This is a genomic window from Nocardia sp. CWNU-33 (assembly GCF_046764895.1).
Classification (GTDB): Bacteria; Actinomycetota; Actinomycetes; order Mycobacteriales; family Mycobacteriaceae; genus Nocardia.
Genome location: NZ_JBKOQN010000015.1, coordinates 30,746 through 42,749, shown reverse-complemented (window position 1 = coordinate 42,749; position 12,004 = coordinate 30,746). Strand labels below are relative to the sequence as shown.

Genomic DNA, 12,004 nt, shown 5'->3' with positions numbered 1-12,004 from the left:
AACATGCTGCATCGGTCGTTGGTCACAAACCAGACGGGTACGTCTCGGGGATCGTGCCCGCGATCCATTCGCCGCTTGGTTCCAGCGGCTCCAGCGCGGTGGTGTGGTCGATGTGGATGAGGGCGTCGTATTGGTCGGCGGGTCTGGTGTGGAAGTAGTGGCTCTGGCGTTCGGTGCCGGGGCGGTAGACCACGCCGATGGCGCGCTGTAGGCGCGGTTGACGCAGCAGGTCGGTGACCTCGCCCGGAATATCCATGCGGAGTAGGAATTCCGGGTTGCCGGTGTCGTGTAACAGCTCTTCAACGCTGGATGGCAGTGCGGGGCGGACGGTTTCGCGGATGGTGGGCCCACCCCAATCTTGCGCGGCGGTGACCGTGCCCGAGCAGGTGCTGAAGCCGATGATGCGGCAGGCGTCGCCGTGGCGTTCGCGGATCAGTTGGCCGAGGTTGAGTTCGCCTTCGCTGCCCAGTTCGGTGGCGCGGGCATCGCCGACGTGGGAGTTGTGCGCCCACACCACGATTCTGGCGCCGGAGCCGCCGGAGCGGTCCAGATGGGTGGCGAGTGCGTCGAGGGTGTCGGCCATGTGCCGGTCACGCAGATTCCACGAGGACGCTCGGTCGCCGAACATGGCTCGGTAGTAGGCCTCAGCGTCGCGCACTGACCAGGCATTGCGCAGCGCGTCGAACTGTTCGTCGGCGGCATAGGGTTCCTGCTCGCCGCGGGCGATGGCCAGGCGCTGCAGTTCGAGCAGTTGCCGGATCACTTGGGCTTCACAGGATTTGCCCGCACCGAAGGCGGCGGCGAAGCCGTAGGCCTCGCCGTCATCGCCCGCGACGTGGTCGAAGCAAGCGTAGCGAATCTTGGCGCGCTGCGCGGCCTTCGGATCGACGCGGTCGAGGTAGTCCACGACCTCGTGCATCGAGCGGTGCAGGCTGTAGAGGTCCAGACCATAGAAGCCGGTCTGAATTCGGTTGTCGCGTTGTTGTTCGGCGTTGTGTGCGCGCAGCCAGATGACGAATTCGCGGACCTCGGTGTTGCGCCACATCCAGTTCGGAAATCGTTCGAATCCGCGCAGCGCCTGTTCGGCGCTGGTGTCGTTGCCGCGCCCGTGCACGTACTGGTTCACCCGAATGGCATCGGGCCAGTCCGCCTCGGCGGCGACCGCGGTGAAGCCTTTCTCCTCGATCAGCCAGCGCGTGATCACCGCGCGGGCCCGGTAGAACTCGTGTGTGCCGTGCGAACTCTCGCCGATCAGCACGAACCGGGCGTCGCCGATGATTTCCTCGAGCACCTGGATAGGTGGGACGCCGTCGGGCGCGTCGATGGCCGCGGCCCGGATGGTCGCCGCGGTGTCGATGGGCGGGACGGCGACTCCGGTGGTCGAGACGCCGAGCAGAGTACGCACCTGCTCGTCGGTGACCTGGGTGAAGTCCCAGAACCATTCGCCGACCGCGCGGAACGGCGAAGGCATTGTCGCGCACACCATTTCGTCGACTGAGGCACCGAGCTCCCGGCAGGTCGACTCCGGCGCGGCGGGGACCGCGACGACGATCCGCTTCGGCTCGCCTGCTCGGATCGCCTCGATGGCCGCGAACATGCTCGCGCCGGTGGCCAATCCGTCGTCCACCAGGATCACCGTCCGTCCGGCCACCTCGATCGGGCCGCGGTCGGCGCGATAGGCGGCCTCGCGCCGGATCATCTCCTGGGCCTCGTCGCGGGCGATGCGGCGCACCTGATCAGCGGTCAGCCGCAGTGCGCGCACCGTATCGTCGTTGAGCACGATGCGGCCGCCGGTGGAGAGTGCGCCGATCGCGAACTCGGGATGACCGGGGGCGCCGAGTTTGCGCACGACCAGTGCGTCCATCGGTGCGTTCAGCGCCGCGGCGACCTCCCAGGCGACCGGGATACCGCCACGCGGCAGTCCGAGCACCAGGGCATCCGGATCGCCGCGATAGTGTCCGAGTAAACTGGCGAGCACCCGGCCCGCTTCGTGCCGATCCCGGAAGATCGGTCGCGGCGTTTCCTGCTCGACTTGCGTAGGGCTCATGGAAAGCCTCCTATCACCCGCAAAGGGCCGAATTATCTTGTCAGGGTGCGGTATTCGGTGGTCGAAACCGTTCGGATCGACGGGCTGGAAGACCGAGCGCGCTGCGCTGGACGGCGAGCGTGAGATCCGTCGCGGTGACCACTCCGATGAGTCGGCCGTGTGGGTCGATCGCGGTGATGACATCGAAGTCGGGTCGTAGGACCACCTTGGCCGCCACGGCGCTGAGCAGTTCGTCGCCGGACACTCGGGCTGTCGGTGGCAGGGGGCGGGCGACTGTGCGCACCGCGGTGGTGGCGCGCGCCGCGGCGGGCAATGCCGTGAGATCAGACCAAGCGAGCACAGCGATCGGTCGATCTGCCGGGTCGGTGACCGGAAATACCCGGTGATCGGTATGCACGATCTGCGAGTGCAACAGGTCCTCGATGGACCAGGCCGCAGGAATCGACAGTGGGTGTTCGGTCATTACGTCACGGATCCGGGTGTCGCCCAGCCGATGTCGCAGCCCGGCAGCGGCGAGCTCGACATTGGCGGCCGAGTAGAGGAACCAGCCGAGCAGCATCAGCCAGAGTCCACCGCCATTGCCGACCAGTAGCATCTCGGCGGCGCCCAGGATGAGCAGACCGAGTCCGAGGATCCTGCCACTCTGCGCGGCCATGGTGGTGGCGCGCAGTTGGTCGCCGGTGTGTCGCCAGATCAGTGCGCGCAGTACGCGGCCGCCGTCCAGTGGTGCGCCGGGCAGCAGGTTGAATACGGCCAGCAGGATATTCATCGCGCCGAGCCAGCCGAGCATATCCGGCACCGGTCCGCTCACCAGGCTGCCGACGAGGTTCGCGACGACCAGCACGATGATGCCGATCCCGAGGCTGGTGACCGGTCCGGCCAATGCGATGCGCAGGTCCGAGCGCGGATCTTTCGGTTCTTCACCGAGTTCGGAGACGCCGCCGAGTAGCCACAGTACGACGCGTTCGACCCGGGTGCCGCGGCGGCGCGCGACGATCGAGTGTGCCAGTTCATGACCCAGCAGCGTGGCGAGCAGACCGACCGCGCCCGCCGCGGCGACCAGCCAGACCGCCACCGAGTTCCCGTGCGTATCGGCCAGTGATCGGCCGAGAAGATAGGTGAACAGTCCGAGGGTGACCAGCGTAGACCAGTGCGCGCCGACTCGGATGCCCGCGACCCGGCCCAGTGGGATCGTTGCACGCAGCATGTCAGCGGTCCGGCGTCTCGGCGCCGACCAGACCTTCGGCGAGCAGAATGCGGTGTGCTTGCTGGGCCGCCTGGGTCGATCGGTCGCTGTCGGGTTCGTCGGCGGGCAGCCGTTCGAGGCCGCGTGCCAGCACGGCGACGGCGTCGCCGAGCGCCTGGATGCGGTCTTCGAGACTGGCGACCGGATGGACCGCCTGTTCCTCGGCGACCGCTTGCCATTCGATCAGCGATTCGTCGATGGCCATTCGCGCACCGCACAGCACGCCGTACAGTTGCATCGGCAGGACCGCGAAGATCCGGTCCAACTGTCCAGGGGAAAACAGCTCCGACAATGCCGCCGTGACCGCGCCCGCGACCGGGCCGACTTCGTCCTCGTCGATGCCCGACTCCCTGGCGAACTGCCTGAGAAATTCGGTGATGCCGTGCCGGACCGGTACGTGTCCGGGCACCCAGCCCTCGTAGTAGGCCCCGCGCAGGATCTCGGGCAATTGCGCGGTCAGATGGGCCGAACTGCTGACGCTGATGCGGTCGCGCACAGTGTGCAGCCAGGCGCGCAGCGCCCGGTAGGCGAAGGCTCGGTCGTCGGTATCGAGACTGTCGGCGACAGCGCGGAGCCAGTCGTGGGCAGTCTGCACGGCGGGTGCGAGGGGATCGTCGTGGCGCGACATGGTTGGCCTCCTGGGTGCTGACTGGGTGCGATGCTGGGTTCTTATCGCTCAGCCTGTGTCCCGCGCGGCCACCATCCAAGGGCCGAAGGTTGCCCCTGCGTGAGCCGATGGTCCCGGTTTCGGCTGCGGTGGCTCCGCGATCGAGCGGACTTTATCGGGCGGTGCTCGGACAGGGCCGGAAGTCCTCTAGGTGATGGACGTTCCGTGTCGAATTCGGCGACAGGTGTGGGCCCGGGGACTCTGCCGCGCGGCGGTCGCGGCGCAGACGATGAGGGTATGACGAATATGGTCCCGGTCGGCGCATCGACGAGCGGAACGTTCGGCTGGACGCCGATCGAGAAGACGCAGTCCGAGCGGGCGCTGGCCAATCTCGTCGACTATGACCGAGCGTGTCGCGAATTCTCCTGGGAGCAGGCGCGATCTGAACTCGCCGGGCTGCCCGGTGGCGGGCTGAACATCGCCTATGAGGCCGTGGATCGGCACGCCGAAGGTCCAGCCGCGCAGACGCCCGCGCTGCGCTGGTTGTCTGCCGCGGGCGGTGAGGTGGTGCTGACCTATGCGGAGCTGGCCGCGGCAACGAATCGGTTCGCGAACGTCCTGCAGGGGTTGGGGATAGGGCGCGGCGAGCGGATCTGTGTCCTGCTCGGGCGAACCCCCGAGCTGTACATCGCGATATTGGGCGCGTTGAAGGTCGGCTGCGTCGTCTCGCCGTTGTTCTCGGCCTTCGGCCCGGAACCGGTGCGGCAGCGTCTGGCGATCAGCGAGGCGGCGGCTCTGGTCACTTCGACGGCACTGTACCGCAAGAAGGTCGCCCCCATTCGCGCCGAAGTGCCCGCGCTGCGCACTGTGCTGATCACCGACGGGCTGACCGAGACCGGTGAAATGTACGTCGACGACCTGGCCGCAGCGATGGCCGTCGCCAGCCCGGAGTTCCGGATCGCCCGCACTGGTCCCGACGACCCGGCGCTGCTGCATTTCACCAGCGGCACCACCGGGAAACCCAAGGGTGCCTTGCATGTTCACGGTGCCGTGCTCGCGCACCGGGTGACTGCCCGTTACGCTCTGGATCTGCGTGCCGGCGATATCTTCTGGTGTACCGCCGATCCCGGCTGGGTGACAGGTATGTCCTACGGCGTTATCGCCCCGCTGTGCCTGGGGGCGACCGTGATCAGTGACGAAGCGGAATTCGACGCCCGTCGCTGGTATGACGTCCTGACTGCACAACGGGTATCGGTGTGGTACACCGCGCCGACCGCGCTGCGCATGCTGATGCGTTACGGGGACCGGCTGCCAGAGGGCACCGACCTGTCGCCGCTGCGGTTCATCACCAGCGTGGGGGAGCCGTTGAACCCCGAAGTGGTGCTGTGGGGTGAGCGGGTGCTCGGCCACCCGGTGCACGACAACTGGTGGCAGACCGAAACCGGCGCGATCATGATCGCGAATCTCGCTGCTGCGCAGGTGCGTCCGGGGTCCATGGGGCGACCACTGCCCGGCGTCGAGGCGACCACGCTCAAGCGCTGCCAGGACGGCCGCGCGGCGGTCGTCGCCGATTCCGTCACGCCGGCCGACCCAGGAGAGGTCGGCGAGCTGGCGCTGCGCCCGGGCTGGCCGTCGATGTTCCGAGAATACTGGGGTGAACCCGAACGCTACGAAAAGTGTTTCGCGGGCGGTTGGTACCTCAGCGGTGATCTCGCCCGTCGCGACGCGGACGGCTACTACTGGTTCGTCGGCCGTGCCGACGATGTCATCAAGTCCGCCGGTCACCTGGTCGGGCCCTTCGAGGTCGAGAGCGCGCTGATGGAGCACCCCGCCATCGCCGAGGCCGGTGTCATCGGCACACCCGATCCGGTCGCGGGGGAGCTGGTGAAGGCATTCGTGCTACTGCGTCCCGGCTACCAGGCGTCGGAGGAACTGCGTGCCGAGCTGACCGCATTCGGCCGCAAGGCCCTCGGCGCAGTGGCTCCCAAACAAATCGAGTTCACCGAGAGTCTGCCGCACACCCGCAGCGGCAAGGTGATGCGCCGACTGCTGAAGGCCCGCGAGCTCGGCCTGCCCGAAGGCGATACCTCGACACTTGAAGGTGCGGTGTGAACGGGTCGACGCTGGACAAGGACGAACGCATCGAGCTGCTGCGGCAGATGGTCCGGATCCGCCGCTTCGAGGAGCGATGCGTGCGGCTCTACAGTGCCGGATCGATCCGCGGCTTCCTACATCTGTACATCGGCGAGGAGGCGGTGGCGGCCGGTGTGCTCAGCGCGATCGGGCCCGAGGACGCGGTGGTCTCGACCTACCGGGAGCACGGACATGCACTGGCCCGCGGCCTTTCGATGTCAGCGCTGCTGGCCGAAATGTACGGCAGAGCAACGGGTTGCAGCCACGGGCACGGCGGGTCGATGCACCTGTTCGATGCCGGGCGCCGTTTCTACGGCGGCAACGCGATCGTCGGCGGCGGGCTCCCGATCGCGGTCGGTCTTGCACTGGCCGACGCGATGCAGGAACGTCCGGTGGTGACGGTATGCCTGTTCGGCGACGGCGCGGTGGCCGAGGGCGAATTCCACGAATGCCTGAATCTGGCTGCGCTGTGGCGACTTCCAGTCCTGTTCGCCTGCGAGAACAACCGCTACGCGATGGGCACCGCGCTGGCCCGCGAGCACGCGGCCACCGATCTTGCGTTGCGCGCGACTTCATACGGCATGCCCGCATGGCCGGTCGACGGCATGGACGCGCTCGCCGTCGCCGACGGGGCGCGGCGAGCTGTGGAGTCCATTCGCGCCGGCGGCGGCCCGTGCTTCCTCGAGCTGCAGACCTACCGCTTCCGCGCGCATTCGATGTACGACGCGGACCGATATCGGGACAAGGCCGAGATCGCTCGATGGCAGGAACGCGACCCGATCCCGAAGCTGTTCGCCCAGCTGCACGCGTCCGGCGAACTGGCCGAGGACGCGTTGGTCTCGCTCCAAGCCGCCGCCGACAGCGAACTCGACGTGGCCATCGCGGCGGCCGAGGCGGCACCTTTCGAACCTGTGAGCGACCTCACCAGATACGTCTACACGGAGCGCTCATGACCACCTATCGGGATGCGATGCGGGAAGCATTGCGAGAAGCGCTGATTCGAGACGATCGGGTGTTCCTCATGGGCGAGGACGTCGGCGCCTACGGCGGATGTTTCGGTGTGAGCCGAGGATTGCTCGACGAATTCGGGCCGCGCCGGATCCGAGATACGCCGCTGAGCGAGTCGGCCTTCGTCGGCGCAGGCATCGGCGCCGCACTGGGCGGGATGCGACCCATTGTCGAGATCATGACCATCAATTTCAGCCTGCTCGCGCTGGATCAGATCCTCAATAACGCGGCGACGCTGCGGCACATGTCCGGTGGGCAGCTTTCGGTTCCGCTGGTGATCCGGATGGCCACTGGCCCGGGCCGTCAACTCGCCGCCCAGCATTCGCACAGCTTGGAGGCGTTCTACGCGCACATCCCCGGCCTGCGCGTGCTATCCGCGGCGACAGTCGAGGATGCCCGCGGCATGCTGTGGCCCGCACTGCAGGATCCGGATCCCGTGCTGATCTTCGAGCCCGCGGCGTTGTACAACGCGGAGTCGGAGCTGCCCCGTGATCTGGGTGCGACCGATATCGATAGCGCAAAGATTTGCCGCGCGGGCGCCGATGTCACGCTTGTCGCTTACGGCGGTGCCTTGCGGTTGGCGCAGGCGGCGGCGCAGGCGTTGGTCACCGACGGCATCGACGCCGAGGTCATCGACCTGCGTACGCTGCGTCCGCTGGACGAGAAAACCCTGTTGGAATCGGTGACACGCACCCATCGTCTCGTCGTCGTCGACGAGGGCTGGCGCAGCGTGGGTATCGCGGCCGAAATAGCCGCACGTGCGGCCGAGTACGGCTATTACGAGCTCGACGGCCCGATACAGCGGGTCTGCGCAGTGGAGGTGCCGATTCCCTACGCCAAGCATTTGGAAGAAGCGGCGCTGCCGCAGGTCGCCGATATCGTCGCGGCGGGGCGCCGGGCGGTGAGCTGAATGGCTGAATTTCGGATGCCGTCGCTGGGCGCGGACATGGAAGAGGGAACACTGCTGTCCTGGCGGGTTCAGCCAGGGGACGTCGTGCATAAGGGTGACATCGTCGCCGAGGTCGACACCGCCAAGGCGGCAGTAGAAGTCGAATGCTTCGATGAGGGCACCATCGGCGAGATCCTGGTTGCGTCGGGAGTAACGGTCCCGGTCGGCACTGTGCTGGCCACGATCGAGCCGAACGGTTGCCGAATGCCCCCGAGCGTGGCACCAGCCGGGTCCAATCCGGCGCAAACCTCAACTGCGGTGTCCGGCCCTGCGAAACCGTCGTCGGCGGAGCTTGATTCGGTGGAGCCGGTCTCGGTCTCGGTCGAGAGCGGTCTGCCGGGGCGGAAGCCGCCGCCGGCCGATCATTCTGCGTCGCGGTCTCGATCCAAGACCAAGCGGTCGCGACGTTCGGCGGACAAGTCGACGATGACCGGGACTGCGCGCACTGCTGGGCCGGGGCCTCCGGGGGCCGATATTCGTGCGACACCGCTGGTACGGCGACTGGCGCAGGAAGCGGGCATCGATCTGGCCGTGGTAGTCGGTTCCGGACCGGGCGGGCGGATCCTCCGTGTCGATGTGGACAGTGCCGTCACTGCACGTGCCGATGAGATCCGCTCCGCCGCAGCGGAACCCGAGATAGCGAATCCGGAGGCCGCGACCGGCGCCGTGCGGGCTTCCGGGTATGCGCGGCGGTTGGCACGGGAGCTCGGTGTCGACGTGTCAGCCGTCAGCGGCACCGGTCCGAGCGGAGCTGTGCGCGCGGCAGATGTTCGTGCAGTGCGGGCGCGCCCCGATGCTGAGGGAACCGCTGCGGAAGCGCTCGAAGACCGAAAGCCTCCACCGCAAGACCACCCGACAACCGGCGAGTCGCGCCAGGCAGCGTCGTCGCGTGACCGGGCAGCGATGCGTCGGTCGATCGCGGCGATGATGACCCGATCCAAACAGACCATCCCACACTATTATCTGACCACCACCATCGATGTCGGTGCCGCGAGCGGCTGGCTGCGCGAGGTAAACAGGGCGGCGTCAGTGCCGGACCGAATCGTCATGGCGGCCTTGTTGTTGCGCGCCGTCGCTGTGGCGGCCCGCAGAGTGCCCGCGGTAAACGGACACTGGGTCGAGGACGCCTTCCATCCTGCCGACACCGTCGACCTCGGGGTGATCGTCTCATTGCGCCGTGGCGGAGTCATCGCACCGACCATCGCGCACGCCGAGGCGGCATCGCCGCGCGAGCTGATGGCACGGCTGCGCGAGGTGGTCGACCGCGCCCGGTCGGGTCGGCTGCGCTCCTCGGAAACCGTTGCTGCCACCATCACCGTGACCAACCTCGGTGAGCTGGGCGTGGAATCCGTGCTCGGTGTTATCCCGCCGCCGCAGGTGGCGATCGTCGGCTTCGGTGCGGTGGCCGAACGTCCGTGCGCGGTAAACGGATTGCTGGGTGTGCGGCCGCAGATCACCACCACCCTGGCGGCCGACCACCGAGCCAGCGATGGCGCGGTCGGCGCGCGCTTCCTGAATACGATCGCCGAACTCCTCCAGCATCCTGAGCAGCTGTGAAAGGAAGGTTGTGAACGACCATGCCCGGCAATCTGTCCCGTAGCGACGCGGACTCCGTCGTCCGGTCCGCGCTGCGCGGTTTCGCCTCCGACGAGGACCTGGCGGCGTTGACACAAGACGAGCCGCTGCGAGCCGCGTTGGAACTCGACTCCCTCGATTTCTTGACGTTCGTCGAAAAACTCACCCGAGCCACTGGCGTCCGGATCGAGGAAGACGACTATCCGCAGCTGGTGTCGATACATGCCTGTGTGGACTTCCTTGCGACCGAATGACGCGACAGGCACTTCGCACCTGATCCGATCGACGGTCACCACTACGACGGGCACCGCCCGCGTGCCTGCCATGGCTGCGCACCGGTGCCGGGTTTATGGCCAATGCCGCTCGCGTCCGGGGCGGATCTGGTGGTTTCCGAATAAACGGCAGCCAAGGGACCTTGGTCACTCGTAGCGCCAGGGAGGGCGCGCCGCGGACTACTTGATGCCCTATTCCGGGTGTTGGTGGAGCCAGTGGAATGAACGCGAATGCTCCGAGGAAATGAACTGCGATGGGCTCTGAACCGGGCAGGGTGCCGCACATAGCGACGTTATGCCTGGGCAGGCGCCGGATACTTTCGATCTCGGGGCGCGCGTCGGTGCTTGTCCGACCCGCAGGGAGACCAATGGTCCGGATCAGGCAGGCTCTCGGTGCATGCTCGATTACAGGTGCGCCGTTGTTCGGTGGTATTTCGCACGCACGTCTGGATCGGACCGGTTCGATGCAGTGGCCGTGCCCAACCACAGAACATCCCGGTGAGCCCACGTTGCACCTGGACCGCCCGTGACCCCGGACGGCCGTGCGCAGTAGCCACACAATGCCCTATCTGCCACCAAGCGAGAACCGGACAGCACCGATCCTTTTCGTGCTCGTGACCAGGCGACGACTCATACACTCGGTGGCGATTCGTCGAATCGAGCGCAACGAGGGCCAACGTCCCTGAACCTGAGTCCCTTCGCATCTCCCTCGGTGCCCCGTCGAGGCGCGACGATGAGGTGGTGGCAGGGGCCGTGGCCGATCCGGCAGCGGCCTTCCACGGCATTCGAGATGGACACCTGTGATGACCGGACTTGGCCCGTTGGATTCGGGATTTATCGAACTGGAGGACACCGATCGGCACGTCAGCGCCGGAATCGGCGCGGTGGCGGTGCTGGCGGGCGTCCCACCCTCGCGGGCGGAGTTCGCCGCAGCGCTTACCGAACACTTGAACGTGGATGCCCGGTTGCGACAGAAAGTGCGTAGGGCTCGATGGGATCTCACCGCGCCTGTGTGGGTCGATGATCCGCATTTCGATCTGGCACATCATCTTCGGTGGACCGCCTTACCCGATCCCGGTGACGAGGCCACGCTGCACGAGCTGATCGCGACAGAGATGGAGGAACGTCTCGATCGCGATCACCCGCTGTGGCAGTGCATCGTCGTCGAACATCTCGCAGGCGATCGCTGGGCGTTGATCGTGAAAGTGCACCACAGCATGGTCGACGGTATTTCGGGGATCACCTTGTTCGAGCGGCTGTGTGATTCGCCGCGACAGCAAGTCGCGCCCCTTCCACAGTCTGTGGACAACAGGTCGCGCGACTGGCGCGGCTTGCTGGTCAAGGGACTGCGGTTACCGATCGATGTGCCACGCGCGGTGTTGGAGACAGTGCGCGGTGCGGTCCCGATAGTGCTGGAAGCGGTGCTACCGGCAGCGGGCTCCTCGCTCATCGGACCGATCGGACGACAGCGCCGGTATGCGGTGGCACGCACGTCCCTGCCGGAGGTCAAGGAGATCGGAGCCGCATTCGGGGTGACTGTGAACGATGTCGCGCTCGCCGCGGTCGCTGCCGCGTTCCGTGCGGTACTGCTGCAACGCGGCGAGCAGCCGACGGCCGATATGCTGCGCATCCTCGCACCAGTGTCGGTGCGCGCCAAGGACGCGAAAGATATTCTCGATAACAGGGTTTCAGCTGTGCTGCCATTGCTGCCGATCGAATTGGAAGATCCGGTCCAACAACTGAGCGCCGTGCACACGCGAATGGCCGAGCACAAGGCCAGCGGCTCGGCCTCGGCGGCGAATTCGGTGTTTGCCTTGGCTTCTCGGCTGCCGTTCGCGCCGCTCGCCTGGACTGTTCGGCTCGTCTTGCGGCTACCGCAGCACAGCATCGCCGGCCTGGCCACGAATGTGCCGGGTCCGAAACAACCGTTGTATCTGCACGGCAGGGAAGTGTTGGAGATCCTCCCCTATGCCCCGATCGCGGTGCGTTTGCGCACCGGCATCGCCATCCTCAGCTACCGCGACCAGTTGGTGTTCGGCATCACCGGTGACTACGACACCACTCCTGACATCGACATGATCGCCGAGGGGATCCAGCGCGCGACCGAACGGCTGCTCGCTCGTGCTCATGACGCGGCGCCGCAGCACTGATGCGCCGACCGCGGGAG

At 66.8% G+C, this 12,004-nt stretch carries 9 protein-coding genes; 6 read left to right on the top strand and 3 right to left on the bottom strand.

Annotation, left to right across the window (positions count from 1 at the left end; genetic code table 11):
• Positions 1–22: 22 nt before the first annotated feature.
• From ACLMAL_RS21115 to ACLMAL_RS21105, 3 genes are read right to left on the bottom strand one after another with little or no spacing between them, the layout of a single operon-like run.
• Positions 23–2,047 (bottom strand): erythromycin esterase family protein, encoded by a 2,025-nt coding sequence (locus ACLMAL_RS21115; protein ID WP_412000647.1) that lies wholly within the window; start codon positions 2,045–2,047, stop codon positions 23–25.
• Positions 2,048–2,087: 40 nt separating this feature from the next.
• Positions 2,088–3,254, bottom strand: coding sequence for a site-2 protease family protein (locus ACLMAL_RS21110; RefSeq protein WP_412000646.1), 1,167 nt, complete (start codon positions 3,252–3,254; stop codon positions 2,088–2,090).
• 1 nt (position 3,255) lies between these two features.
• On the bottom strand, positions 3,256–3,921 hold the full coding sequence (locus tag ACLMAL_RS21105; protein WP_406230362.1) for a DUF2267 domain-containing protein: 666 nt from the start codon (positions 3,919–3,921) through the stop codon (positions 3,256–3,258).
• Between the two features lie 276 nt (positions 3,922–4,197).
• On the opposite strand from ACLMAL_RS21105, the gene acsA reads away from it, so the two are divergent.
• The 6 genes from acsA to ACLMAL_RS21075 all read left to right on the top strand — a co-directional run bounded on the left by acsA (position 4,198) and on the right by ACLMAL_RS21075 (position 11,987).
• Positions 4,198–6,012 carry an acetate--CoA ligase gene (gene acsA, locus ACLMAL_RS21100; RefSeq protein WP_412000645.1) on the top strand — a complete coding sequence of 605 codons (1,815 nt, stop codon included), beginning with the start codon at positions 4,198–4,200 and terminating at the stop codon, positions 6,010–6,012.
• The gene (gene pdhA, locus ACLMAL_RS21095; RefSeq protein ID WP_412000644.1) at positions 6,009–6,986 is read left to right on the top strand and encodes a pyruvate dehydrogenase (acetyl-transferring) E1 component subunit alpha; all 978 of its coding nucleotides are present in this window, start codon (positions 6,009–6,011) and stop codon (positions 6,984–6,986) included. Before acsA ends, pdhA begins: the two co-directional genes overlap by 4 nt.
• Positions 6,983–7,951, top strand: coding sequence for an alpha-ketoacid dehydrogenase subunit beta (locus ACLMAL_RS21090; RefSeq protein ID WP_412000643.1), 969 nt, complete (start codon positions 6,983–6,985; stop codon positions 7,949–7,951). The genes pdhA and ACLMAL_RS21090 overlap by 4 nt, the downstream gene beginning before the upstream one ends.
• Positions 7,952–9,547 carry a dihydrolipoamide acetyltransferase family protein gene (locus ACLMAL_RS21085; RefSeq protein ID WP_412000642.1) on the top strand — a complete coding sequence of 532 codons (1,596 nt, stop codon included), beginning with the start codon at positions 7,952–7,954 and terminating at the stop codon, positions 9,545–9,547.
• Positions 9,548–9,567: 20 nt separating this feature from the next.
• A complete protein-coding gene (locus ACLMAL_RS21080) occupies positions 9,568–9,819 on the top strand; it encodes an acyl carrier protein (protein ID WP_406230358.1) in 252 nt (83 codons plus the stop codon).
• Positions 9,820–10,640: 821 nt separating this feature from the next.
• Positions 10,641–11,987, top strand: coding sequence for a wax ester/triacylglycerol synthase family O-acyltransferase (locus ACLMAL_RS21075; RefSeq protein ID WP_412000641.1), 1,347 nt, complete (start codon positions 10,641–10,643; stop codon positions 11,985–11,987).
• Positions 11,988–12,004 lie beyond the last annotated feature (17 nt).

Coding starts and splice junctions, on each gene's coding strand:
- ACLMAL_RS21075 (WP_412000641.1), top strand. CDS start 10,641: ATGACCGGACTTGGCCCGTTGGATTCGGGATTTATCGAACTGGAGGAC.
- ACLMAL_RS21090 (WP_412000643.1), top strand. CDS start 6,983: ATGACCACCTATCGGGATGCGATGCGGGAAGCATTGCGAGAAGCGCTG.
- ACLMAL_RS21080 (WP_406230358.1), top strand. CDS start 9,568: ATGCCCGGCAATCTGTCCCGTAGCGACGCGGACTCCGTCGTCCGGTCC.
- acsA (WP_412000645.1), top strand. CDS start 4,198: ATGACGAATATGGTCCCGGTCGGCGCATCGACGAGCGGAACGTTCGGC.
- ACLMAL_RS21105 (WP_406230362.1), bottom strand. CDS start 3,921: ATGTCGCGCCACGACGATCCCCTCGCACCCGCCGTGCAGACTGCCCAC.
- ACLMAL_RS21110 (WP_412000646.1), bottom strand. CDS start 3,254: ATGCTGCGTGCAACGATCCCACTGGGCCGGGTCGCGGGCATCCGAGTC.
- ACLMAL_RS21085 (WP_412000642.1), top strand. CDS start 7,952: ATGGCTGAATTTCGGATGCCGTCGCTGGGCGCGGACATGGAAGAGGGA.
- ACLMAL_RS21115 (WP_412000647.1), bottom strand. CDS start 2,047: ATGAGCCCTACGCAAGTCGAGCAGGAAACGCCGCGACCGATCTTCCGG.